The sequence below is a fragment of the Sphingomonas faeni genome (assembly GCF_023195535.1).
Lineage (GTDB): Bacteria > Pseudomonadota > Alphaproteobacteria > Sphingomonadales > Sphingomonadaceae > Sphingomonas > Sphingomonas faeni_B.
In genome coordinates this window covers 964241-987010 of record NZ_JALPNF010000001.1, presented here as the reverse complement: position 1 = coordinate 987010, position 22770 = coordinate 964241, and the positions used below count along the sequence as shown (strand labels likewise).

Annotated in this window: 23 protein-coding genes; 11 read left to right on the top strand and 12 right to left on the bottom strand. The window is 65.5% G+C overall.

Annotated elements, in window-relative coordinates; all coding sequences use genetic code 11:
- Positions 1-45: 45 nt before the first annotated feature.
- The gene (locus tag SPHN_RS04125) at positions 46-342 is read left to right on the top strand and encodes a hypothetical protein (protein ID WP_248521334.1); all 297 of its coding nucleotides are present in this window, start codon (positions 46-48) and stop codon (positions 340-342) included.
- Between the two features lie 170 nt (positions 343-512).
- On the opposite strand, the gene SPHN_RS04120 is transcribed toward SPHN_RS04125, so the two are convergent.
- Complete coding sequence (locus SPHN_RS04120; protein ID WP_248521333.1) at positions 513-1670, bottom strand: saccharopine dehydrogenase family protein; 1158 nt, start codon at positions 1668-1670, stop codon at positions 513-515.
- A 108-nt stretch (positions 1671-1778) separates the two neighbouring features.
- On the opposite strand from SPHN_RS04120, the gene SPHN_RS04115 reads away from it, so the two are divergent.
- Complete coding sequence (locus SPHN_RS04115; RefSeq protein WP_248521332.1) at positions 1779-2117, top strand: TfoX/Sxy family protein; 339 nt, start codon at positions 1779-1781, stop codon at positions 2115-2117.
- 233 nt (positions 2118-2350) lie between these two features.
- Here the strand turns inward: SPHN_RS04115 and SPHN_RS04110 are convergent, their stop codons facing one another.
- The gene (locus tag SPHN_RS04110; protein ID WP_248521331.1) at positions 2351-4126 is read right to left on the bottom strand and encodes an ABC transporter transmembrane domain-containing protein; all 1776 of its coding nucleotides are present in this window, start codon (positions 4124-4126) and stop codon (positions 2351-2353) included.
- 151 nt (positions 4127-4277) lie between these two features.
- Here SPHN_RS04110 and SPHN_RS04105 point away from each other — a divergent pair, with 151 nt between their 5' ends.
- On the top strand, positions 4278-5510 hold the full coding sequence (locus tag SPHN_RS04105; RefSeq protein ID WP_248521330.1) for a polyhydroxyalkanoate depolymerase: 1233 nt from the start codon (positions 4278-4280) through the stop codon (positions 5508-5510).
- Positions 5511-5660: 150 nt separating this feature from the next.
- Here SPHN_RS04105 and SPHN_RS04100 read toward each other — a convergent pair whose 3' ends face one another.
- The 5 genes from SPHN_RS04100 to SPHN_RS04080 all read right to left on the bottom strand — a co-directional run bounded on the left by SPHN_RS04100 (position 5661) and on the right by SPHN_RS04080 (position 10589).
- Complete coding sequence (locus SPHN_RS04100; protein WP_132738710.1) at positions 5661-6158, bottom strand: pyridoxamine 5'-phosphate oxidase family protein; 498 nt, start codon at positions 6156-6158, stop codon at positions 5661-5663.
- A gap of 398 nt (positions 6159-6556) precedes the next feature.
- Entirely contained in the window at positions 6557-7735 is a 1179-nt protein-coding gene (locus SPHN_RS04095; protein WP_248521329.1) for an acetyl-CoA C-acyltransferase, read from the bottom strand.
- Positions 7736-7874: 139 nt separating this feature from the next.
- A complete protein-coding gene (locus SPHN_RS04090) occupies positions 7875-8309 on the bottom strand; it encodes a MaoC family dehydratase (protein ID WP_248521501.1) in 435 nt (144 codons plus the stop codon).
- A gap of 154 nt (positions 8310-8463) precedes the next feature.
- Positions 8464-9627 carry a mechanosensitive ion channel family protein gene (locus tag SPHN_RS04085; protein ID WP_248521328.1) on the bottom strand — a complete coding sequence of 388 codons (1164 nt, stop codon included), beginning with the start codon at positions 9625-9627 and terminating at the stop codon, positions 8464-8466.
- An 11-nt stretch (positions 9628-9638) separates the two neighbouring features.
- On the bottom strand, positions 9639-10589 hold the full coding sequence (locus SPHN_RS04080; RefSeq protein ID WP_248521499.1) for a DNA topoisomerase IB: 951 nt from the start codon (positions 10587-10589) through the stop codon (positions 9639-9641).
- Between the two features lie 162 nt (positions 10590-10751).
- Here SPHN_RS04080 and SPHN_RS04075 point away from each other — a divergent pair, with 162 nt between their 5' ends.
- Entirely contained in the window at positions 10752-11315 is a 564-nt protein-coding gene (locus tag SPHN_RS04075) for a type 1 glutamine amidotransferase domain-containing protein (RefSeq protein WP_248521326.1), read from the top strand.
- 73 nt (positions 11316-11388) lie between these two features.
- Here the strand turns inward: SPHN_RS04075 and SPHN_RS04070 are convergent, their stop codons facing one another.
- From SPHN_RS04070 to SPHN_RS04060, 3 genes are read right to left on the bottom strand one after another with little or no spacing between them, the layout of a single operon-like run.
- The gene (locus SPHN_RS04070) at positions 11389-12453 is read right to left on the bottom strand and encodes an acyltransferase family protein (protein ID WP_248521324.1); all 1065 of its coding nucleotides are present in this window, start codon (positions 12451-12453) and stop codon (positions 11389-11391) included.
- Complete coding sequence (locus SPHN_RS04065; protein ID WP_248521323.1) at positions 12450-13814, bottom strand: putative O-glycosylation ligase, exosortase A system-associated; 1365 nt, start codon at positions 13812-13814, stop codon at positions 12450-12452. Before SPHN_RS04065 ends, SPHN_RS04070 begins: the two co-directional genes overlap by 4 nt.
- A complete protein-coding gene (locus SPHN_RS04060; protein WP_248521321.1) occupies positions 13807-13959 on the bottom strand; it encodes a hypothetical protein in 153 nt (50 codons plus the stop codon). Before SPHN_RS04060 ends, SPHN_RS04065 begins: the two co-directional genes overlap by 8 nt.
- A 95-nt stretch (positions 13960-14054) precedes the next feature.
- Here SPHN_RS04060 and SPHN_RS04055 point away from each other — a divergent pair, with 95 nt between their 5' ends.
- The 3 genes from SPHN_RS04055 to SPHN_RS04045 all read left to right on the top strand — a co-directional run bounded on the left by SPHN_RS04055 (position 14055) and on the right by SPHN_RS04045 (position 17962).
- Complete coding sequence (locus tag SPHN_RS04055) at positions 14055-15266, top strand: TIGR04063 family PEP-CTERM/XrtA system glycosyltransferase (RefSeq protein ID WP_248521319.1); 1212 nt, start codon at positions 14055-14057, stop codon at positions 15264-15266.
- Positions 15263-16141, top strand: coding sequence for a hypothetical protein (locus SPHN_RS04050; protein ID WP_248521317.1), 879 nt, complete (start codon positions 15263-15265; stop codon positions 16139-16141). The genes SPHN_RS04055 and SPHN_RS04050 overlap by 4 nt, the downstream gene beginning before the upstream one ends.
- A 252-nt stretch (positions 16142-16393) precedes the next feature.
- The gene (locus SPHN_RS04045) at positions 16394-17962 is read left to right on the top strand and encodes a spinster family MFS transporter (RefSeq protein ID WP_248521315.1); all 1569 of its coding nucleotides are present in this window, start codon (positions 16394-16396) and stop codon (positions 17960-17962) included.
- A gap of 335 nt (positions 17963-18297) precedes the next feature.
- On the opposite strand, the gene SPHN_RS04040 is transcribed toward SPHN_RS04045, so the two are convergent.
- Positions 18298-18834: a superoxide dismutase family protein gene (locus tag SPHN_RS04040; protein ID WP_248521313.1), complete on the bottom strand. Its 537-nt coding sequence runs from the start codon at positions 18832-18834 to the stop codon at positions 18298-18300.
- A gap of 52 nt (positions 18835-18886) precedes the next feature.
- Positions 18887-19444, bottom strand: a complete 558-nt coding sequence (thpR, locus tag SPHN_RS04035; RefSeq protein WP_248521311.1) for an RNA 2',3'-cyclic phosphodiesterase — start codon at positions 19442-19444, stop codon at positions 18887-18889.
- A gap of 122 nt (positions 19445-19566) precedes the next feature.
- Between thpR and SPHN_RS04030 the strand changes: the two genes are divergently transcribed.
- From SPHN_RS04030 to SPHN_RS04015, 4 genes are all read left to right on the top strand, one after another.
- Complete coding sequence (locus tag SPHN_RS04030) at positions 19567-20316, top strand: Bax inhibitor-1/YccA family protein (RefSeq protein ID WP_248521309.1); 750 nt, start codon at positions 19567-19569, stop codon at positions 20314-20316.
- Between the two features lie 88 nt (positions 20317-20404).
- Positions 20405-21196: a transglutaminase-like domain-containing protein gene (locus SPHN_RS04025; RefSeq protein WP_248521307.1), complete on the top strand. Its 792-nt coding sequence runs from the start codon at positions 20405-20407 to the stop codon at positions 21194-21196.
- A gap of 143 nt (positions 21197-21339) precedes the next feature.
- Positions 21340-21639 (top strand): hypothetical protein, encoded by a 300-nt coding sequence (locus tag SPHN_RS04020; RefSeq protein WP_248521306.1) that lies wholly within the window; start codon positions 21340-21342, stop codon positions 21637-21639.
- A 236-nt stretch (positions 21640-21875) separates the two neighbouring features.
- Entirely contained in the window at positions 21876-22430 is a 555-nt protein-coding gene (locus SPHN_RS04015; RefSeq protein ID WP_248521305.1) for a hypothetical protein, read from the top strand.
- The last annotated feature ends 340 nt before the right edge of the window (positions 22431-22770 follow it).

Genomic DNA, 22770 nt, shown 5'->3' with positions numbered 1-22770 from the left:
CAAACACCCCGCGGTATGCGACGTCTTACCCGGGGGGAGACAAGTATGTGGGGACTTAGGTCAGGCCGGTCGCGGCGGCGGATCGTCAATGATTTCGTCGCGGCGAAGGCGACCGTGGCGGACCGTGCGATCGCCTATGAGGCCGAGGATGCCGGGACGTTTCGGCGCTTGTGCGGCTATGGCGCGATCGTCGACGACGGCGCGGGGCGCTATCATCTCGATGCAGGCAGGCTCGGCGCGTTTCGCGGCGCGGTGCGCCGGCGGGCCGCAGCGATTGCCGCGACGTCGGGAGTCGTTGCCAGCGCAGCCGCTGCGGCGACGGTGTTCGCGCTGGCGGAGTGAGGCTGGGCTACGTTGTGTCGAGGAACCGGTAGGCCAGACATTGGCTGTCCATCACGCGTAACCAAAAGAGTGTTTCCCCGCGAAGGCGGGGACCCAGACTGGGCTCCCGCCTTCGCGGGAGAACAAGATGTCAGATGCTGCCACTGGATTGATTGCGGTCGCGTCTCACATCACCCGACCGTAAAGCTCAGTCCTGCCTTCGCCACCAGCCGATCGCGCAGTTTTGCCCCCATCAACGCGCCCGGCGTCCAGATACCGCCATGGCCCTGCACGTCCTGCACGAGGCACAGCGCGGCCTCCGCGATCATCTTGCTGGTCGAGCCATAGCCGGGATCGCGATCGCCGGTGACGACCGTATCGATCCGCTTCCCATCGGGCATGATACCGACGAACAGCAGGTCGTAATGCCCGGCATCGCGCTCTTCCTTCGATGGCCCTTCGCCGGGCTTCGGCCCCTTGTCGCTCGAGAACGGATTGAACTTCGCGATCGCCTCCGCCGCGACCTTGCCGAGATCGCCGAGCCCTGCGACCATCATCTCGTCATAGACGAAGTCCGCGCCATACGCCTCGCCGAGCAGGAAATTGGTGCGATGGACGTTCTTGGTATTGATTGGCGCCATGACGAACGGCGCGACCCAGGCCGAGATGGTCGTGTCGTATTCGGGGATCAGCCCGGTCGACTGATGCGGGCCGCTGAAACCGGGGGTGAGCGCGAACGGGCTGGTCAGCAGCTTGACGATGCCGGGATCGCGCGCGGCGGCGGCGAGCGTCGCCTTGAGGCTAGCCGCGGTGCCGCCCGAGAACGTCCCCTGCATTTTCCGCACGCGACCTTTCACGCGGGGCGCTGGGATGCCGTATTTGGCCTTCGCGGCGTCTTGCAACGTCAACACGCCGAGATCGAACGGGATGGAGTCAAAGCCGCACGAGAACACGATCCGCGCACCGGTCCGCGTGGCTTCGCCCTCATGCGCGTCGATCATGTGGCGCATCCAGGCGGGTTCACCGCAGAGGTCGACATAGCCGGTGCCGGTCGCGGCGCAGGCAGCGACGAGGTCCGAGCCGTACAGCTGGTAAGGGCCGACCGTCGAGATGACGACGGTGGCGCGCTCGGCCATTGCGCGGAGGCTGGCAGGATCGTCCGAGTCGGCGGTGATGAGCGCCGTATCGCCGGGTGCACCGATCAGGTCGCGGACTTCCTGGAGCTTCGCCAGCGAGCGGCCTGCCATCGCCCAGCGGACGCCGGTCGGGTACGTTTGGACGAGATATTCGGCAACCAGCCGTCCGGTGAACCCGGTCGCGCCGTACACGATGATGTCGAAGTCGCGCATGTCCGTCTCCTGTTTCGCCGAGTTTGCGCGCGTGGGCGCGGCGTCGCAAGCTAAACACCGTCGTCGGCGTGGCTCGCCATCGGCCCGCCGATCTGCCAGCATCGGCAGATGGCATCCGATCGCAAAACCGTCGCGTTCATCGTCGACCAGCTCGCCGCGGCGGGGGAGGTCTCCGCAAAGCCGATGTTCGGCGAGTACGGGCTGTATTGCGATGGCAAAATGGTCGGCTTGATCTGCGACGACCAGCTGTTCGTGAAGCCGACCCCGGGAGGGCGGGCGTTTGCGGGAGCAATCGACGAAGGTGCGCCCTATCCGGGCGCGAAGCCGTGCCTGCTGATAGATGCGGATCGCTGGGACGATGCCGACTGGCTGGCCGAACTCGTCCGCATCTCAGCCGCGGAATTGCCTGTGCCGAAGCCGAAGAAGGCGAAGGCCAAGAAGGGTTAGGACGCTCGGCGTTTTGTTTAGACCCGGCAAGCCGGCACGGTACTATAGCACCGAGATATTCTGGTTTGCGGAGCGGACATCGGAGCAAGCATGTTTCCCCGCGAAGGCGGGGATCCAGACTGGGCTCCCGCATTTGCGGGAGAACAGGGAAGAGCGGACTGTCGTTCGAACGATGTCCGTGACGGAACGGTTTTACCGTAGCGTCTGATCAAGCCGCTAAATCTCGATCGCCCCTATGCCGCCTCGTTGAACTGCAGGCTCGCCAGTCGCGCGTAGAGTCCGCTGTTGGTCATCAGCGATCCGTGCGAGCCTTCCTCGACGATCTGGCCGTCGGTCATCACGATGATCCGCTCGGCTGCGCGCACGGTGGCTAGGCGGTGTGCGATGACCAGCGTGGTGCGGTTCGCCATCAGCCGTTCGAGCGCTTCCTGCACCAGCCGCTCGCTCTCGGCATCGAGCGCACTCGTGGCCTCGTCGAGCAGCAGGATCGGCGCATCGCGGAGGAGCGCGCGGGCGATCGTGACGCGCTGGCGCTGGCCGCCAGACAGCCGTGCGCCGCCTTCGCCGAGGAACGTCTCCAACCCCTCAGGCAGTTTGCGCAGAAACTCGGCGGCGTTGGCGGCTTCGGCGGCGGCCCAGAGCTGGTCGTCGGTTGCGGACCAGTCGCCGTAACGCAGATTGTCGCGGGCCGACGCGCCGAAGATGATCGTCTCCTGCGGCACCATTGCGATCCGCGCGCGGACCTCCGCCGGGTCGGCGTCGCGCAGATCGATCCCGTCGAGCGTCACGCGGCCGGCGTCTGGATCGTAGAAGCGCTGGACCAACTGAAACAACGTGGTCTTGCCCGCACCCGAGGGACCGACGACCGCGACCGTCTCGCCCGGCTTCACGTCGAGCGAGAAGCCGTTGAGTGCGGCGACGTCGCGGCGTGTCGGATAGTGGAACTGCACATTCTCGAACGCGAGCGCGCCACGGGGCGGCTGAGGTAGCGCGGCCGGGTTGGCGGGTGCGGCGATCTCGGGCTTTTCGCGGAGCAGTTCGGATAGCCGCCCGGCGGCACCGGCACCGCGCAACAAATCGCCATAGACCTCGGTCAAAGCACCGAACGCGCCTGCGACGATGCCGCCCGTCAGCACGAACGCGGCGATCGCACCGCCGCTGATCCGCCCTGCCGCGACGTCGATAGCCCCTTCCCACAGGACGAGCGTGATCGAGCCGAACACGAGCCCGATCACGATCGCGGTCATCACGGCACGCAACAGGATCCGCGCCCGTGCCGCGGCAAACGTCGCGGCAACCGCGTCCGAGAAGCGGATCACCTCGCGGTCCTCCTGGCCGAATGCCTGGACCACTTTCATCGCGCCGAGCGTCTCGGTGGCGATCGAACCGACATCGGCGACACGGTCCTGCGAGGTGCGCGAGTAATTGCGGACGCGTTTGCCGAGCAGCGCGATCGGCAGGATGATCAGCGGGATGCCGATCATCAGCATGCCCGCGAGCTTGGGCGAGATCGCGAACAGGTAGATCAGCCCGCCGATGCCGGTGAAAGTGTTGCGCAGCGCGATCGACACCGTGCTGCCGACGACCTGCTCGATCAGCGCGGTGTCCGAGGTGAGGCGCGAGGCGATCTCGGACGGGCGGTTCTCCTCGAAGAAGCGCGGCGTCAGGCGGAGCAGATGGCGTTGCACGTTGGTGCGAATGTCCGCGACGACGCGCTCGCCGAGCCACGAGACGTAATAGAAGCGCACCGCGGTCGCGAGTGCGAGCACGACGACGATCATCAGCAGATAGTGGAACGAGTTGGCGACCGATCCGCCCTCGCCGGGGCCAAAGCCGCGATCGATCACGCGCTTGAACCCGTACGGGATGCCGATCGTGGCGGCCGACGTCGTTAGCAATGCGAGCCCGGCGAAGGCGATTTGGCGTGGATAATTCGCGGCGTGACGCCACACCATCGCGAGATCGCCGATCCGGCGGGACGTCTTTTCTTCGGGTATCGGCTTGGCCATGCGCGGGACCTAGCAGTGGCGGGGGTGGCGCTCAACGACAACCGGGCGATCGGGCGTGAGATCCGCTGGGGCCGTCCTTGGAATGCCGCATTGCGCCGCAGCGGATTTGCGTTACCACTTCGGCAGCCCATATTAGGGCAAAGGATACCGCATGCTCTACGATGCTTACGAATTCCAACGATCGATGTTGTCGGGCGCCAGCAAAATGGCGAGTTTCGGTGCGGAAATGCTCAGTCATCCGGCAAACCCGTTCTCCTATTTGGGCGGTGGTGCAGTCATCGGATCGGCGTTGGAGGTGTTCGCACACGCGAATGCGACTCGCGGAAAGCCTGCCTTCGGGCTCGACTCGACGACGATCGACGGCCGCGAGGTCGCGGTACGCGAGGAGATCGTACTGCGGAAGGATTTCGGGCAGCTGAAGCGCTTCGTGCGGGAGGGTGTCGAGGGCGGTCCGAAGCTGCTGATTGTCGCGCCGATGTCGGGGCATTACGCGACTCTGCTGCGCGGCACGGTCGAGCGGATGCTGCCGTTTGCGGACGTCTACATCACCGACTGGCGTGATGCGCGCAGCGTGCCGGTGTCGGCGGGGCGTTTCGATCTCGACGACTATATCGATTATCTGATCGCGTTTCTCGAGCAGATCGGTCCGAACGAGGGGCAGGGGGGCACGCACATGCTCGCGGTCTGTCAGCCTTCGGTGCCGTGTTATGCGGCCGTTGCGCTTATGAGTGCGGATAATAATCCGTGTCGACCGAAGACGCTGACGATGATGGGCGGTCCGGTGGATACGCGTGAGGCGCCGACCGCGGTCAACACGCTGGCGACCGAGCGACCGCACGCGTGGTTCGAGCAGAACGTCATTGCGACGGTGCCGGGCAATTATCCGGGTGCGGGGCGGAAAGTGTATCCGGGGTTCCTGCAGCTCGCCGGGTTCATGTCGATGAACCTTGGCAACCACATGGTCTCGCATTGGGAGATGTATAAGCACCTTGTCCAGGGCGACGGCGCGAGCGCGTCGCAGAGCCAGGATTTCTATGAGGAGTATCGTTCGGTCTGCGACATGACCGCGGAATTCTATCTCCAGACGATCGACGTCGTGTTCCAAAGCCATGCTTTGCCGCGCGGGATCATGACGCATCGCGGGCGGCTGGTGGACCCGGCGGCGATCACCGATATCGGGCTGCTCGCGGTCGAGGGGGAGCGTGATGACATTTCCGGGCTGGGGCAGACCAAGGCTGCGCTGACGCTGGCGACCGCGTTACCGGACGACAAGAAGCGCTATTTGATGGCTGAGGGTGCCGGCCATTACGGGATTTTCAATGGATCGCGCTGGCGGGACAAGATCGCGCCGGTCGTGGAAGAGTTCATCACCGCGAATGGGTAAGGCTTTTAGTCTGTTTCAATAGTCCGTCACCCCAGCGAAAGCTGGGGTCTCCTCGTTGGTTTGCGTTGAGTCTCAAACCGGGAGATCCCAGCTTTCGCTGGGATGACGGAGGGGAGGGGGCGGTAGTTTTACACCCCCTCCCCGCCGGTCTTATGCGATCGAGTTCACCACTGCGTGGCTGCTCGATTCGTCCGACTGGATCGTGCCGCCGAACAGCATCTTGAGGCGGCCGCCGATCGAGATGTCGGTTTCCCAGAGCTCAGCGCTGTCGATGTCGAAGCGCAGCAGCGTGAGGTTCGGGTCTTCCTTGCCGCCCGGAAACCACGCCTCGACCTGGTTGTTCCAGAGCTTGTCGATCTGCGTGCGGTCGTTCGAGGTCGAGACGTCGCCGGACATGCAGGCGAAGAAATCATGACCCTTGCCGACGAACTGCGCCATTGCCGCGCCGCCCTTGGCGATACGATTGTCGCGGCCGGCGAAGAAGAACAGCGTGTTGGGCTGATCGTCGTCGATCTGCGCGGTCATCGGCTCGGAATGCTGGCTTCCCGAATGCTGGCCATCGTGCAGGCCGATCATCACGAACGGACTGGCCTTCAGCTTGTCGATGAACTTCGCTGCGACTTCCTGTGGGGTATCCTTGTCGGCCATCGTCATTCTCCTAGTGGCTTGGATTGCCTGTGAGAACGGGTGGGGCGGAGGTTGGTTGCGCGGAGCGGTCGAGTCGACACACGTGATGCCGCTTGGAGAAAGCGCGTGCGAAGCGCCAAGGTGACGACGGCAGCAGTTCTGCTGCCGAACACGAAAGGATCGAGAATGTCTCTTGTCGATCTGTGTCTGATACTAGGCGTGCTCTTTGCCTTCGCGACCTTGGTCGTGAAGATCATCGAAGTGGCACGTAGAGGATAAGCACACGGGTGGGGCTCGATCTAGCAGTCGGGTCCCAAACGTATTGAGCCCCAGCCGCTAGCACGACCGGGGCTCACACAGAAAGGCGAGAATGTCCTTCGCCAAAGACTAAATATCCCTTCAGCGGATATCTTTCAAGTTCACAGTACTTCGAACAACCCGGCTGCGCCCATGCCGCCGCCGACGCACATCGTGACGACGACATACTTCGCGCCGCGACGCTTGCCTTCGATCAGCGCGTGGCCGGTCGCGCGCGCGCCGGTCATGCCGTAGGGGTGGCCGATCGAGATCGCGCCGCCGCTGACGTTGAGCAGCTCGTCGGGGATGCCGAGATGGTCGCGGCAGTAGAGTACCTGCACCGCGAACGCCTCGTTCAGTTCCCACAGGCCGACATCGTCCATCTTCAGGCCGAAGCGCTTCAGCAGCTTGGGGATCGCCACGACCGGGCCGATGCCCATCTCGTCGGGCTCGGTGCCGCCGACCGCCATGCCGACATAGCGACCGAGCGGCTGGAGACCGCGCTGGGAGGCGATCTTTTCTTCCATCAGCACCGACGACGACGAGCCGTCCGACAGCTGCGACGCGTTGCCCGCGGTGATCGTGAAGTCGGGGCCCATTACGGCTTTGAGCGACTGGAGACCCTCCAGTGTGGTGTCGGCGCGGTTGCCCTCGTCCTTGGTGATCGTCACGTCCTTGTACGTGACTTCCTTGGTCGCCTTGTCGACGATGGCCATGTTGGCGTCGACGGGGATGATCTCCGCGTCGAAATAGCCGGCGGCCTGCGCGGCGGCGGTGCGCTGCTGCGACTGGAGCGCGTAGGCGTCCATCGCGTCGCGGCTGATGCCGTAGCGCTTGGCGACGACTTCGGCGGTCTGCAGCATCGGCATGTAGACGTCCTTGTGCATCGCGATCAGCTGGGGATCGGGCGCGACGCGCATCTGCGGGGTCTGGACGAGGCTGATACTCTCGACGCCGCCGCCGATCGTGATTTCCATGTTGTCGGTGATGATCTGCTTGGCGGCGGTGGCGATCGCCATCAGGCCCGACGCGCACTGGCGGTCGACCGACATGCCCGAGACGGTCACCGGCAGCCCGGCGCGGAGCAGCGAGGTGCGGGCGATGTTGCCGGCCTGGTGACCCTGCTGGAGCGCGCAGCCGAAGACGACGTCGTCGACTTCGGCGCCGTCGATGCCGGCACGCTCGACCGCGGCCTTGATCGAATGCGCCGCCAAAGTGGGGGCGGGGGTGTTGTTGAAGCCGCCGCGATAGGCGCGGCCGATGGGCGTGCGGGCGGTGGAAACGATGACGGCTGAACGCATGAGGTGGCTCCTAAGGGATTTGCCCGTCACCCCAGCGAAAGCTGGGGTCTTCCAGTTGGTGAGCGACGTGGCTCCAACGGGGAGATACCAGCGTGCGCTGGTATGACGACTTTGGTTGATGGGGTCTGGTTGCTGGTGATTAAACGAAGACCTGGCTGATCCATTCGGCGATCAGCGCGGGCTTTTCCTGGCCTTCGATCTCGACGGAGAAGGCGTTGGTCTGCTGCCACTGGCCGGGGCGCTTTTCGTCGAACGAGAGTAGCTTGAACCGGCCGCGGACCTTCGAGCCGGAGCGGACGGGGGTCAGGAAGCGGACCGAGTTGCCGCCGTAATTGACGCCCATCTTGGCACCCTCGATGGTCGGCGCATCGGGCACCTTCGACGACAATAGCGGCATCAGCGACAGCGTCAGGAAGCCGTGCGCGATCGTGCCGCCGAACGGGGTCTGCGCCGCACGTGCAGGATCGATATGGATGAACTGGTGGTCGCCCGTCGCGTCGGCGAACTTGTCGATCATGGCCTGCGTCACCTCGACCCAGTCGGAGACGGTTTCCGTGCCGATACGGGCCTGCATCTGGGCGGTGGTGATCGTTGCCACGGGGTTCCTCTCTGGTTGGCGCTGAACGCTAGTGCGTCTCTAAACGCGTCAGCAAGGCTCCTGCAAGCCTCGACCAACCTAAAAGTGGAAAAACCCGTATCTGCTAAGACGCAGGTGCGAACCCGATATTCTAAACTTCAGCGCGCGCCGGCCCACCTTCGGGATACGGCATGACCACCGAGCCATCCGGCGCCGCCATCATGTTGACCTGGGTCGGGAAGGCGATCTCGATTTTTTCGTCGTTGAAGCGCTTCAGGATCGCGATGCCGACCGCGGTGCGGCCGTCGTAGAAGCTCGCATAATCCGGACCCTTGCTGTCGAACTGGACCTCGAAATCAAGGCTCGATGCGCCGAAGCCGGTGAAGCCGGCGCGGGCGAAGATCTTGTCGTTGGCTTCGACGATCTCCTTCAGCATCGCGGGGATACGCGAACAGACTTCGGGGGGCGTCGAATAGGTGACGCCGATGAGGAACTTCGCGCGGCGGTGGTTGCGTTGCGTGTTGTTGAGGATCTCCTTGTTGAGGAGGTTCTTGTTCGAGATCACGCGCTCCTCGCCATCGATCCCGCGGATGCGCGTAGACTTGAGGCCGATCGCCTCGACGCTGCCCGAGGCCGTATCGTAGCTGATCGAGTCGCCGCGGCGGAACGGGCGATCGAAGATGATCGCGAGCGCGGCGAACAGGTCGGCGAAGATGCCCTGCGCTGCGAGGCCGATCGCGATGCCGCCGACGCCGAGACCAGCCACCAGGCCGGTGACGTTGACGCCGAGATTGTCGAGCACCACCACCAGCGCGACCGCGAAGACCACGAACGTGACGAGCAGGCGGATCAGGCCCATCGCCGAGAGCAGCGCTTCGCCCGAATAATGCTCGGACTGCGTGCGGTGTTCGATCGCGCCGAGGATGATCTCGCGGACCCAGACGGCGGCCTGCATGACGGCGGCGACGGTGAAGAGGAAGTCGATCGTCTTCGACACCTCGCCGGGGGCGGCGGAATAGCCGGAGACCAGCTTCGCGGCGAGCATGACGATGAAGAAATTGCCGGTCCGTGCGATCGCCTTGCCGACGACGATGCCCCAGCCGTTGAGCGCGCGCGGGCGTTCGCAGAGCTTGCTGCCGAAGCGGCGTGCGGTGTGGAGGACGAGGACGATGACCGCGCCGATCCCGAATGCGATCAGGATCTGGAGCCAGTACGCCTGGACCCAGGCGATGCTGGCGGTGACGAAGCCCTGGGCGTGATCGCCGACGTCGCTCGCGTCGAAGATCGGTTGCTTGGCGGCAGTGGAATTGGACATGGAAATACTCGTCAGGCCGCTTTGGCGATGGTTGCGGGCGTGCCGGCTTCGAGGAAGGTGATCAGGCCACATTCCTCGCGGCTCATGTAGCGCTTGGCGCGGGGAAGGCGGAGGGCCTTGCGGAAGGTCGACTGGCCGGTCTTCACGAGGGCGATCAGCGACGGGTGGACGTAGCTTTTCCGCGCGATCGCGTGGGTGTTGCCGAGGCGGGCGACGACCGGTTCGAGCATCGCCTTCAGGCTGAGGTCGCGTTCGGCCGAGGCTAGCGCCTCGAACGCGGCGACGCTGGCGGCCCAGGTGCGGAAGTTCTTGGCGGTGAAGTCGGTGCCGGTGACGTCGCGGATGTAGCAGTTGACGTCGGTCGAGGTGACCGGGTGTGCGACGCCCGCGTCGTCGAGCCAAGCGAACAGATGCTGTTCGTCGAGGTCCTGGCATTTCCTGACGAAGCTGCTGAGCGACCGGTCGGTGATCTTGAGCGTCCGCATCTTGCCGGACTTGCCCTTGTACTGGAGTTTCAGCGTCGCGCCCTTCACCTCACCGTGGCGCTTGCGCAGCGTGGTGGCGCCGAAGCTCTCGTTCGCCTCGGCATAGGCTTCGTTGCCGATGCGGATATGCCCGCCGTCGAGCAGGCGGATGACCGCGGCGACCGCGCGTTCGCGGGTCAGCGAGCGTTTGCGGAGGTCGGCCTCGACCGCCTTGCGAATCTTGGGGAGGGCGTGGCCGAAATCGGCGCAGCGCTCGTATTTGGCGGCTTCCTGTGCTTCGCGGAAGCCGGGGTGATAGCGGTATTGTTTGCGCCCCTTTTCATCCCAGCCGACCGCCTGGATGTGGCCGTTCGGCTTGGGGCAGAACCACGCGTCGCGATAGGCGGGGGGCAGGGCGATCGCGTTCAGCCGGTCGATCTCGTCGCGGTCGGTGATGCGCTCGCCCTTGGCATCCCAATAGCCCCAGCCGTTCCGCATCTTCTTGCGGATGATGCCGGGCTTGGAGTCGTCGGAATACACGATCTTGATGGGCAATGCGGGGGTCCTTCCCGTCTGCAAATGTTCGGGAGGACGCATCGTTCCGGAACGACCCGCGCGACGCGGGGTTGAGGGGGCACGGAATTTCACTGGAGACATGACATGGCCGATCTTTCCCAAGCTCGCGTATTGATGCTCGCCGCCGACGGTTTCGAGACCGTCGAACTGTTCGAACCGCGGAAGGCGCTGGAGGCCGCGGGCGCGAAGGTGCAGCTTGCCTCGATCAAGATGGACCCGATTCAGGGCATGAAGGGCGACATCAACAAGGCCGAGACCGCGACGCCCGACCTGACGCTCGACGAGGTCGATACCGACGATTACGACGCGCTGGTGCTGCCGGGCGGCGTCGCCAACCCGGACACGATGCGCCAGCAGGAGCGCGCGATCGAGATCATCACCGAGTTCATGGAGGACGGCAAGATCATCGCCGCGATCTGCCATGCGCCGTGGCTGCTGGCCGAGGCGGACGTGATCGACGGTCGTCGCGTGACGAGCTTCCCGTCGATCCGGACGGACCTGGAGAATGCGGGCGCGGATGTGGTGGACGAGGAGGTCGTGGTCGACGGCAATTTGATCACCAGCCGCAAGCCGGACGATATCCCCGCGTTCAACAAGGCGATCATCGCGGCGCTGGAGGAAGAGCTGGCCGACGAGCCGGTCGACTGAGCTGTTCCCCTTCCGCTTGCGGGAGGGGTTAGGGGAGGGGAACGGGCGCTGACCTTTACGGCCGCCCCTCCCCCTATCCCTCCCGCGGGCGGGAGGGGAGCCCGTTGAGCCAGCGTTGGGCGGGGCGTTCTATCAGGTGATAGAGCGCTATCGAGGCCAGCAGGACCATCGCGAGGTACAGCGCGATCTTGGCGGGCGACACGGCGGTCGCGTCGTTGACGAAGGCGAGCTTGAACGCTTTCCACAGGATGAAGTGGCTGAGATAGGTCGCGTAGCTGATCTCGCCGAGGTAATGCGTCCATCGTAATTCGAATGGATTGCCACGCTTGCCGGCAGTAAGCGCGAGCAGCAGGAGAGTTGCGGCGAATACCGCCGGAACGACAAGCGTCTCCGGTGCGCCCGCAACCCAAGCTGCGGCGAGCGGTACGGCTGCTAGTCCTGCCCATACCGGCCCCCAAGTCAGGTCTCGCCAGCGCAGCCATAATGCGCAGACGATACTGCCGGTGGTGAACTCGACCAGACAGCGCAGCAGGCCGTAGCGCGGAATGTCGGTGCCCAGCGTGGGGGCGCGCATCGCCAGATGCAGGCCGATCAGCAGCACAGCCGCGATCGACAGCAGCGCGAGGCTTGGCAGACGTCGCCAGTCGACCGCTATCACCAGCACCGGAAACAGCAGATACGCCCCCAGCTCCGCGCTGATCGACCAGGCGGGGTCGTTCCAGGCGAGAAGATGCGTGAAGCCCCAGTTCTGCAGTAGCAGGACGTGCAGCGGCAGTTCGGGGAACACGAATTGCGCATCGCTGCGGCCGGTTGCGCGCAACATGAGTGCCAAGGCGACCGCACCGCCGAGTGTCACCAGATGCAGCGGCCAGATTCGGGCGATGCGTTTTTGCAGGAAGCGGGGGATGCTCGTCATGCCGCCGGTACGGATACGGCCGGACCATGTCAGCCAGATCACGAACCCGGACAGCAGGAAGAAGAAATCGACCGCGAGATAGCCCTTGGTGAAGACGTCGCGCAGACCGATCGGCAAACCCGCGATCGACAGGCGGATGTGGTAGAACACGACGAACCACGCCGCGATCCCGCGCACGCCGGTCAGTGCGCGGAGTTCGTGGACCGGAGCGCGATCCGTCACGCCGGAGATGGCGCGGCACTGCGGCGCATCGGCCGGAACGACTGTTCGCTCCGCTTGCGCGACAAATACGTGTCGAGCCCGATCTGGGCGCCGATCAGCATGTAGATGAACGGCTGGAACGCGATCGCGATGAACGCCGCGCCGAGCAGGTAGACGATGTGACCGCTCTGGAGTGCCGCGGCGAGCGGTCCGGCCCAGGCGAACTCGCCGTCCGGATCGCGGTAGCGGCGGCGGATGACCTCCATCCGGATGATGCCGATCAGGTTGATCGCGAGCCATAGCGCGAGCCCCGGATAGCCCTGTTCGCCGAGCATCTCGAAATATGCGCTGTGATAGGCGCGGGCCTTGTCGACCTCGACCTTGGGCGTTGCCGGGGCGGCGGAGGCGGGTCCGGTCGTGCCGGGGGCGGTCTTCAGATCGTAGCGGATGCGGTTGCCTAGATACGCGTTGAAGCCGCCGCCGAACGGATGCGTCTTCGCGTATTCGATCGTCCATTTCCATACCGCGAGCCGCGTCGAGGCGGATTCGTCGGCGTCATAGGTCTTGATGGTGTTCATCCGGCTGGTGAAGGTCGACGGCAGGAACGGGATCGCCGCCACCCCCAGCCCGCTGAGCATCGCCAGATACGCGACCTTGCGCTTCACGTTGCGGATCGACAGCAGCGCGAGCAAGCCGATGCAGAGCAACCCGGTGCGCGTCGAGGTGCCGACCGGGATAAGCAGGCACGCAAACACCAGCGCGAGGCAGTAGCTTTTCACGCGCCAGTCGGGCTTGAAGATCGTGCCGTGGTGCATGAACCAGATGATGATCGGAACGATCGCGATCGCCACCGCGCTGATCGTGCTGCCCTCGTAAAGCCCGCTATTATTGTCGACCATCAGGTTTAGCTGACCGTAGCCGCCGCCGCCGCTCGCGATCGTCTTGATGCCGCCGACGACGATGATCGACGACGCCGCGAGGATCATGAACAGCAACAGCGCCTCGATCCGGACGCGCGTTCGCAGCGTCAATGGGAGGAAGGCGGCAAAGGCGAGCGCCTTCCACACCCAGTCCCATTTCTCCTTGGCCTCGGCGGGGAAATCGGCGGCGATCGTCGTACCCCAGCAATAGAGCAGCAGCAACACGATCAGCACCTGTCGCGCACCGATCCGCGTATCGCGCTTGTCGTCGGCGACCATCCAGCCACCGACCGCCAGTGCGACCGCGATCAGCGAGATCGGCACGCTGTTGAGCAGGAGATAGGTCAGCCGCTGAGGCGAGACGATGTCGATATAGACATAGACGAGCACGAGCAGGAACGGCCGCTTGAAGCCCATCGCGAAGAACGCGAGCAGGAAGGCGATGAACGCGAGATCACGCATCGGGGCGGGGTTTCTCGGTCGGAGAGGAGCGCTTGGGCGTGTCGTGCGGGCTCGGCTCGCGGTCGAGGTCCGGGCGCTTGAGCAGCAGGAACGCGGCGAGCATCATCAGCCCGTGGCTGAGGCCGAGCGCGAGATTGTCGATCATGGGTCCGGCCTCCTTCCCTGAGGGCTTGCGAGTGTCGTGCGTAGCCATAGTCGGTTGACGCGCCGTTAAGCGATCTGTGGCAGACCGCGTCCACGATGCGTATTCTTCATATCCTCGATCACGGCCTGCCACTGCAAAGCGGCTACACGTTCCGCACAAGGGCGATCCTCAAGGCGCAGGAGGGGCTGGGCTGGTCGGTTGCGGCGGTTACCGGCCCGCGTCACGGCGTCGCGCCTGCCTCCGTGGAGTCGGTCGACGGCCTGACCTTCTACCGGACGGCGGCCGAAGTGCAGTCGGGTCCGGTCGGCGAGGTCGTCGGGATCGCGGCGTTCGCCAAGCGGATCGAGGCGGCGGTCGATGCCTTCAAGCCCGACATCCTCCACGCGCATTCGCCGGTGATCGATGCGCTTGCCGCGCTGATCGTCGCACGCAAGCGGAAGCTGCCATTGGTGTACGAGATCCGCGCGTTCTGGGAGGATGCGGCGGTCGGCAACGGCACGGGGACGGCGACGTCGCTGCGCTACCGTGCGACGCGGGCGCTGGAGACCTGGGCCGTCAGGCGCGCGGACGCCGTGGCGGTGATCTGCGAAGGCCTGCGCAGCGATCTGGTCGCGCGGGGGATCGCGGCGGACAAGATCACGGTGTCGCCCAATGGCGTCGATCTCGACCTGTTCGGCACCGCGCCGCCTCGTGACGACGCGCTGGGGGCGGAACTGGGTCTCGATGGCGCGGATGTCGTCGGGTTCATCGGCAGCTTCTACGATTACGAAGGGCTCGACGACCTGATCGCGGCGATGCCGGCGCTGGTCGCGCTGCGTCCCGAGGCGCGGCTGTTGATGGTCGGCGGCGGACCGATGGAGGCGGCGTTGCGCGCGCAGGCGGAGGCGTCGCCGGTGGCCGACGCGATCCGCTTCGTCGGGCGCGTGCCGCACCAGGAGGTGGAGCGTTATTACGGGCTGGTCGATATCCTCGCTTACCCGCGCAAACGGATGCGGCTGACCGATCTGGTCACGCCGCTGAAGCCGCTCGAGGCGATGGCGCAGGGGCGGCTGGTGGCGGCGTCGGACGTCGGCGGACACCGCGAACTGATCCGCGACGGGGAGACGGGGACGCTGTTTCCGCCGGACGATCCGCCCGCGATCGCGACGGCGTTGGCAGCGATGTTCGCGGATCGATCGGGCTGGGACGAGCGGCGGGCGCGGGGACGTGCATTTGTTCGCGAAGAGCGTAACTGGTCGTCAAACATTCGCCGCTACGATCCTTTGTATCGGCGGCTGATGATGGCCGCTGCACGGGAAAATCGATGATTGCGCTGACCCGCCAGACCTTGATCCGCTCGCTGCCGGTGTACGGCGCGGTGGTTGGCGGCCTGATCGCTGCAACGGCCGTGCTGCTGGCGTCGACCGAAACGCTGGAGTCCGCGGTGTGGACGACGGGGGTGGCGGCACTGGTGCCCGCCGCCGCGCCGCCGCTCGGGACGACCGCGCGCGCACTGTTGGCGCTGGGGAGTGGGGTGCTGTTCGCGGCGTTGCTGTGGTCGTCGCTGTTCCTGCTGTTCGGGCCGGGCGGGGTGTTTGCCAAGGCATCGCCGCGCGAGGACGGCGTGCCGGTGATCCGCCGCGCCGACGCACATCCCGACGCACCGCCGCGCAAGCCGATGTCGGCGGCGGATCTTGGTACGCCGATGATGGAAGTGGGTGTCGGGGCTGGTCTTGGTGCTGGTCTTGGTGCTGGTCTTGGTGCTGGGCTTAATGCTGGGCGCGACGAGCGGACGATCCCGTCCGATCTCGACCAGCCGCTCGCCGCATTCGATCCGCACGCGATCCGGCCAGTGCCGATGGAGCCGGTGCGACCGGTTTCTCCGTTGGCGCAGGCGATGGTCGCGCCGGTGGTGGAGTCGTCGTCGACAGCCGAGCCCGACACGTTCGTGACTGCGCCGCTGGTGGAACCGGTCGAGCGGCCGGTCGAGGTGGCAGAGGACGGGGTTGCGGAAGGTGGTTTGGCTGAGGACGGGGTGGCGGAGAACGAGGCGCCCGAGATCAACGCGCCGACGCCGACGCCGACGCCGATCGCCCGGCCCGCGCGTGCGACGGGCGAGCCGACCTCGCCGCCGACGATCGAGGCGCTGTTGCGGCGGCTCGAACAGGGCGCGCTGCGTCGGGGGCGTATCGGTACGCATTGAGGCTTGAGCCCACCGCTCCCCAGGAGGCTGCCCCGAACTGCTCCCCTCCCTGGAAGGGAGGGGTTGGGGGTGGGTAGGCCGGCTTTTGCCACCGTCGGGCGAACTTGGGGAAGCCGACCCACCCCCGACCCCTCCCTTCCAGGGAGGGGCGAAGAATTGGCTCTGCGCTGGCGTACCCGACACTGCCGAAAGCGCTGTTTCTCTCTTCTTCCGTCTGATACCCATAGCTCGAAAAAATAACGAGGAGGGGTCATGGCGGGTGCCGAAACCATCGTGGGCGAGCGGGAGGCGGGCGCGTCGCGCTATGCCTGGTACGTGCTGTCGGTCCTGTTCCTCGTCTATGTCCTGAACTTCGTCGACCGGCAGATCATCTCGATCCTGGCGGAGGACATCAAGCGCGACCTGGGGCTGAAGGACCAGGATCTCGGCTTCCTGTACGGCACCGCGTTCGGCGTGTTCTATTCGCTGTTCGGGATCCCGCTCGGGCGGCTGGCGGACAATTGGCACCGCGTGCGATTGATGACGATCGGGTTGTCGCTGTGGTCGGTGATGACCGCGCTGTCGGGCTTTTCGCGGACCGGCGGGCATCTGGCGGCGGCGCGGATCGGGGTCGGGATCGGCGAAGCTACCGCCAGCCCATCCGCCTACTCGATCATCTCCGACTATTTCCCGAAGCGGCTGCGGGCGACCGCGCTGTCGATCTATTCTGCGGGCCTGTATGTCGGTGGCGGCTGTTCGTTGTTTATCGGCGGGCTGATCGTGCAGGGCTGGAACCGCGCCTATCCGGCGGGCGGGCCGCTTGGCCTGGTCGGCTGGCAGGCGGCGTTCATGGCGGTCGGCCTGCCGGGGCTGCTGCTGGCGATCTGGATCGCGACGTTGAAGGAGCCCATTCGCGGACTGGTCGAGGGACTGCCCGAGCCGGAGAAGCATCCGGCACCGTTCCGCGCGTTCGGTGCCGAATTGGTGACGATCGTGCCGCCGCTGACGTTGATCGGTGCGGCGATGGGGGGCGCGCGGGCGCTCGGGTACAATATCCTGGCGCTCGCGGTGGTGACAGCGGCGGTGTCGGGGCTGGTCGCGGCGGGCGAGCCCTGGCCGCAATGGGTGGCGATCGGGATTGGCGTGTACGCGGTGTTCTCGTGGGCGTCGGCGCTGAAGCGGCGTGATCCGCCGACCTTCGCGCTGATCGTCGGGACGCCGGCGTTCCTGTGCACGGTGGTGGCGTATGGGCTGAACGCGTTCCTGAGCTACGCCGCGAGTTTCTGGGCTGCGCCTTATGCGTTGCGTGAGCTCGGCGCGACGCCGGCATCGGCGGGGTTCATGATCGGCAGCCTCGGCGCGACGGCGGGGTTCCTGGGGCTGACGATCGGCGGAGTGGTGTCGGATCGGTTGCGGCGGGGCAATCCGGCGGGGCGGCTGTGGGTGGTGATCTTCGGCGCGGTGGTGCCGGTGCCGTTCCTGATCCTGGCCTTTACCGCGTCGTCGTCGACCGCGTTCTACACGGGGATTTTTCTCGCGCAGTTGACCGCGTCGTGTGCGCTGGGTGCGGCGGCGGCGACCACGCAGGACATGGTGTTGCCGCGGATGCGGGGGACGGCGACGGCGACGTTCTTCATCGGGACGACGCTGATCGGGCTGGCGCTCGGGCCGTATATGGCGGGGCGGGTGTCGACGCTGACCGGGAGCCTCTCGATCGGGATGCTGTCGCTGCTAGTGGTGACGCCGGTGACGTTGGCGTGTGCGGTTGCGGCGTACCGGCTGGCGCCGCGGGCGGAGGCTACGCGGGAGGCGCGGGCGCGGGCGGCGGGGGAGGTCGTTTGAGGGTTTTTGCGATCCTCCCTCGCAAGGGGGAGGTGGTGCCGTAGGTGACGGAGGGGGAGGATGCGGAACCGCGGTATCCCTTTCCTCCCCTCCGTCTGGCAAGGGCCAGCCACCTCCCCCTGGCGGGCGAGGATCGCGCGGTTTGGAGGTCCGCATGAGTTGCGCCCCCACTTTCCGTTCGTCCTGAGTAGCCGTCGAGTAGCTGCAGCAGCAGCGTATCGATACGGCGTATCGAAGGACAGGTTGGCGCGCGGAACCCATGCTTCGATACGAGCCCTCGATACGCTTCTGCGAAGCTACTCGGTCTCTACTCAGCACGAACGGTAGTTGGGGCCTTACCCCGCCTGGAACACACCGCAGGCGATCCGTCCGCCGCTGTTGCCGGCCGGGTCGGTCATCATGTCATCCGGACCCGCATGCACCACGAACGCCGAGCCGTCCGCGTCCATCAGGCCCGCCATCGTAGCGCCTGGGATCGTGATGCCGATCGTGCCGCGACCGTCGGTGCCGATGATCAGGTTGGGGAGGTCGCCCTCATGCGGGCCCTGCGGGTTCATGCTGCCGTGCTTCATGCCGGTCGGGTTCCAGTGGCCGCCTGCGGTCGTGAAGTCCGGTGCGTCGCAGCGGCCGACCATGTGGATGTGCGCGCCGTGCGTGCCGGGGGGCATCGCCTTGGCGTCGAGCGTGAAGCGGATGCCGCCCGCGACTTCGGTGGCGGTGGCGCGGCCGACGTCGGTGCCGGTCGCGGTCTGGAGCATCGCGGTGGCGCGCTGGCCGCCCGCCATCGGCGTGCCCGTGTCCATCCCGCTCTTGTCGCAGGCGCTGAGGCCCATCGTCGCCGCGCCGAGCAGTGCCAGTGTCGCAATCCGCATGTCGTTTCTCCCTGTTGATCTCGTGATCTCTTGGCGAACCCTTCGCCGTCGCTCAGGTTCCGTCCCCGCTATCGAGCGTCCAGCGTGCGACCGGTTCGTAGGTCGCGCCGTCGCGGCCGAGATGGCTCTGGTACAGCACGAGATGGGGTAGCGGGAAGGGCGCGCTCGACAGGGCGGCGTGCGTTGCCAGCCACGCGTCGATCGCGAACCCGACGCCCGCCGATCGCGCCAGTCGTCCGACCGTGACGTGCGGCAGATAGGCGCGGCGTTCGGGCTCCAGCCCCGCGCGGACGCAGGCTTGGTCGACCTTGCGGTGGAGCGCGGCGAGGGCGTCATGCGGGGTCACGCCGACCCAGAGCGTATCGGTCCGCCCGCGCTTCTCGAAGCGACCGACTTCAGTCAGCGACACGCGCGGCGCCGGCGCGACGACCTGGCTCAGCGCGACCGCGATATCCTCGGCGACGGGCCGCTCGACCGGGCCGATGAAGCGCAACGTGAGGTGCAACTGCTCGTCGTCCTGCCAGCGCGCGGCGGGGACGCCCTCCATTATGTCGAGCAAGCTCTGACGGATAGCCGGCGGTGGGCGGAGGGCGACGAACAGGCGGATCATATAGTGCGGCAGGTTAACCGCGAACCATGGCGCCGATGCAACCACTCAGCTTGAAAAGCGTCCTGTAAAAGACGATATTCACCGTAACCGGCATTATGCCGGACAAAGGAGCTGATTTCACAATGGCTAATTGGTCTGACCCCCGGCCCCGTGCCGCGCCGTTCGGAACGACGGCCACGGGCCAGCGTACCGAGGCCTATGACGCTGGTCTCCGGTCGTACATGCTGTCCGTGTATAATTACATGGGTTCGGCTGTCCTGCTGACGGGCATCGTCGCGATGCTGTTCGCATGGGGCGGCGCACAATCGCCTGCCGCTCAAGTGTTCATGAGCGGCGGCATCCTGAAATACGTCATCATGTTCTCGCCGCTCGCGATCGTGTTCGGCATGAGCTTTGGCCAGAACAAGATGTCGATGGGCACGATGCAGTTGCTGTTCTGGGGCTTTGCCGTCCTGATGGGCCTGTCGATGTCGACCATCTTCCTGGTCTATAGCGGCACGTCGATCGCCGGTGCGTTCTTCGCCACCGCTGCCGGTTTTGCTGGTCTGAGCCTCTATGGCTACACCACGAAGCGCGACCTGTCGGCGTTCGGGACGTTCCTGATCATCGGTGTCGTCGGCCTGCTGGTCGCGAGCCTGATCAACATGTTCTTGCAGTCGGGCGTGATGCAACTGGTCATCAGCGGCGTCGGCGTGCTCCTGTTCGCAGGCCTCACCGCCTACGACACGCAGCGCACCAAGGCACTGTATGCGCAGGTCGCGGGGACGGACATGGTCGGCAAGGTCGTCATCATGTCGGCGCTGAGCCTGTATCTCGACTTTATCAACATGTTCATGTTCGTGCTGCGTCTGTTTGGTAGCAGCCGTAATTAACTCCCGCTAAGGGTGTGACGAACGCAGGGCTCGGCGGGACACCGCCGGGCCCTTTTTCTTTGGCTTTAGGACAGGAATGGGACGCGAAATGCGGCTCTCGATCGACGTGCGTCTGGATTACGGGATCACCGGGGACGCCGACGTGCTCCTCCAGATCGAAGCGGCGGCGATGGCCGACCAGACGATCGAGTCCGAGTCCCTCACCTTGTGGTCCGACAGTCCGATCCGGGCGGTCCGCGGCGAGGACGGGATCGGCCAGCGCTGCTGGTCGCGCGGGCATGGCCGGTTCACCGCCGAGTATAAGGCCGTGGTTGCCGTGAAGCGCGAGCGAGTCCAGCTCGAGCTGTATCCGGCGACGCCGCCGCGCATGCTCGATGGCGAGCTGACGCCGTATCTGATGCCGAGCCGCTATTGTCCGTCGGACCGCTTCGAGGGGTTCGTCGCGCGCGAGTTCGGGGGGCTGGAAGGTGGTCCGCTCGCCGCCGCGTTGACCGAGTGGGTGTACCAGTCGCTCGATTATCGCTGCGGGTCGAGTAGCGGCGAGACGACTGCGCTTGATACGTTTGCTTCGAGGTCCGGCGTGTGTCGCGATTACTCGCATCTGCTGGTGTCGCTGGCGCGGGCGGGCAGGATCCCGGCGCGGTGCGTGTCTGCCTATGCGCCGGGGGTCGATCCGCCGGACTTTCATGCGGTTGCCGAGCTGTGGCTGGCGGGAGACTGGCGGCTGATCGATGCGACCAAGATGGCGACGTGCAGCGATATCGCGCGGGTCTGTGTAGGGCGCGATGCGACGGATATCGCGTTCATGACGGTGTTTGGGCAGGCGTATCTGTGGGAGCAGACGGTGAAGGTTACGCCGCTGGATACGCCGTCATCCTGACGGAAGTCACGACCAAGAACCACAAGCATAGCCCCCGTTACGCTGGGTCCTGACTTTCGTCAGGATGACGGTTGTGCGCTTGGGCAGGAACGCTCCGCCACTTCGACCGTTGGTCATCGCCAAGATTAAAGAGGGACGTCGCAATGACCGACATAGACAAGAGTGCGCTGGACAGCCTGTCCGTAGCGCCCGACGATAAGGATTCAGAGGGCAAGAGCTCGGGTCGCGATCCTCGCCAGGAAGCCGGGCAGGACAGGTCGATCGGCAAGCGTCTGCAGAAGAACCCCGACAGCGCCGACGCGCGGCTCGACAACGGGCTCGACGAATCGATGGACGGCAGCGACCCGATTTCGGCAACGCAGCCAGGGTCGGGCAACGAGCCAGCCAAGTCGTCGGGCTATAACGAGGATGCCGAGCGGGCGCTGCGCGAAAAGCAGGCGTAACCCTCGCATCTGCTCAACGAACGGGCGTCGGTCGACAGCGACCGGCGCCTTTTTGTTGCCCAAACGCCTCGCAAGACGATCAAATCGCTTAGTTTCGTTCGGTTCGTCGCAGCCTTGTTGCAGCGCAACAGCTTTCATGGTCGCTTGGCGTTACGGAAAGATGACGCGCGATAGGAACGTTGTTAACCATCCGGGCGCATAGTCTGCCGGTTCCTTGACGAGAGCGGGGTGACGACATGGCTTCCAGAATGAAACCGGCACAGGGCTCGATGACGCTGGCCGAGATGAAGGAATTTGCGGCTTTTCCGAGTTCGACGCAGCGGTACATCCGCCGTTCGCTCGACGTGGGGCTCGATCGCGAGGACGCGATGCTGCGCTGGTCGCGCGATGTCGTCGAGGCGGCAAGCATCCGGGCGCAGGCGCGGCTGTATAACAATTTGCCCGATCTGCGGGCGATGGTGCCGGACGATAGCGGTCTCGAGGCGATCGAACCGTTTCTGGCACCGTTGATGACCCTCGTCGCGTTCGATCTGGGTCAGGGGCGGCTGACGAGTTTTTCGGCGCTGCGGTTCCTGTACGAACGGTTGATCGGGGCGGAGGTTCGGCCCTGGTTGCCGTCGGCGTTCTGTGCCGCGGCGGCGCTCCCGCATCTGCATCCGGAATTGCGGCGGAAACTGCTCCAGTCGATCAGCGAGGCTGCGGCGACCGCATCGGGCTGGTCGAACCGGCAGCCGGCTTTCTTCCCGTATTGGGTGGAGAAGGTGGATTCGGGGACGACGTTGGCGAGTTGAGGTTTGGCTTTAGCCAATCCTCCCCCGCAAGGGGGAGGTGGCAGGCAACGCCTGACGGAGGGGGAGGCACGCGAAACATCTGCTCCGTGTCCTCCCCCTCCGTCACCTTCGGCGCCACCTCCCCCTTGCGGGGGAGGATTGAAACTTTTCTCACTTGGGCTGCAACGGGCTTCGGCCGCGCGCTCCTCACCACCCCGGCGGAGGCCGGGGCCCAATTGGTGAGGTTGTCGTGACGATGCGCTACGCTTGTCATTGGCGTCCCCCAATTGGGCCCCGGCCTTCGCCGGGGTGGTAGAGAAGGGGCGTGCCGGGGTGGTTGTGGAAGGCGTTGTTACGCGCT

Excerpts from the sequence above, each read along its gene's own strand:
- SPHN_RS04125 (WP_248521334.1), top strand. The coding sequence starts at position 46 with ATGTGGGGACTTAGGTCAGGCCGGTCGCGGCGGCGGATCGTCAATGAT.
- SPHN_RS04120 (WP_248521333.1), bottom strand. The coding sequence starts at position 1,670 with ATGCGCGACTTCGACATCATCGTGTACGGCGCGACCGGGTTCACCGGA.
- SPHN_RS04115 (WP_248521332.1), top strand. The coding sequence starts at position 1,779 with ATGGCATCCGATCGCAAAACCGTCGCGTTCATCGTCGACCAGCTCGCC.
- SPHN_RS04110 (WP_248521331.1), bottom strand. The coding sequence starts at position 4,126 with ATGGCCAAGCCGATACCCGAAGAAAAGACGTCCCGCCGGATCGGCGAT.
- SPHN_RS04105 (WP_248521330.1), top strand. The coding sequence starts at position 4,278 with ATGCTCTACGATGCTTACGAATTCCAACGATCGATGTTGTCGGGCGCC.
- SPHN_RS04100 (WP_132738710.1), bottom strand. The coding sequence starts at position 6,158 with ATGGCCGACAAGGATACCCCACAGGAAGTCGCAGCGAAGTTCATCGAC.
- SPHN_RS04095 (WP_248521329.1), bottom strand. The coding sequence starts at position 7,735 with ATGCGTTCAGCCGTCATCGTTTCCACCGCCCGCACGCCCATCGGCCGC.
- SPHN_RS04090 (WP_248521501.1), bottom strand. The coding sequence starts at position 8,309 with ATGCAGGCCCGTATCGGCACGGAAACCGTCTCCGACTGGGTCGAGGTG.
- SPHN_RS04085 (WP_248521328.1), bottom strand. The coding sequence starts at position 9,627 with ATGTCCAATTCCACTGCCGCCAAGCAACCGATCTTCGACGCGAGCGAC.
- SPHN_RS04080 (WP_248521499.1), bottom strand. The coding sequence starts at position 10,589 with ATGCGGAACGGCTGGGGCTATTGGGATGCCAAGGGCGAGCGCATCACC.
- SPHN_RS04075 (WP_248521326.1), top strand. The coding sequence starts at position 10,752 with ATGGCCGATCTTTCCCAAGCTCGCGTATTGATGCTCGCCGCCGACGGT.
- SPHN_RS04065 (WP_248521323.1), bottom strand. The coding sequence starts at position 13,814 with ATGCGTGATCTCGCGTTCATCGCCTTCCTGCTCGCGTTCTTCGCGATG.
- SPHN_RS04060 (WP_248521321.1), bottom strand. The coding sequence starts at position 13,959 with ATGATCGACAATCTCGCGCTCGGCCTCAGCCACGGGCTGATGATGCTC.
- SPHN_RS04055 (WP_248521319.1), top strand. The coding sequence starts at position 14,055 with ATGCGTATTCTTCATATCCTCGATCACGGCCTGCCACTGCAAAGCGGC.
- SPHN_RS04050 (WP_248521317.1), top strand. The coding sequence starts at position 15,263 with ATGATTGCGCTGACCCGCCAGACCTTGATCCGCTCGCTGCCGGTGTAC.
- SPHN_RS04045 (WP_248521315.1), top strand. The coding sequence starts at position 16,394 with ATGGCGGGTGCCGAAACCATCGTGGGCGAGCGGGAGGCGGGCGCGTCG.
- SPHN_RS04040 (WP_248521313.1), bottom strand. The coding sequence starts at position 18,834 with ATGCGGATTGCGACACTGGCACTGCTCGGCGCGGCGACGATGGGCCTC.
- thpR (WP_248521311.1), bottom strand. The coding sequence starts at position 19,444 with ATGATCCGCCTGTTCGTCGCCCTCCGCCCACCGCCGGCTATCCGTCAG.
- SPHN_RS04030 (WP_248521309.1), top strand. The coding sequence starts at position 19,567 with ATGGCTAATTGGTCTGACCCCCGGCCCCGTGCCGCGCCGTTCGGAACG.
- SPHN_RS04025 (WP_248521307.1), top strand. The coding sequence starts at position 20,405 with ATGCGGCTCTCGATCGACGTGCGTCTGGATTACGGGATCACCGGGGAC.
- SPHN_RS04020 (WP_248521306.1), top strand. The coding sequence starts at position 21,340 with ATGACCGACATAGACAAGAGTGCGCTGGACAGCCTGTCCGTAGCGCCC.
- SPHN_RS04015 (WP_248521305.1), top strand. The coding sequence starts at position 21,876 with ATGGCTTCCAGAATGAAACCGGCACAGGGCTCGATGACGCTGGCCGAG.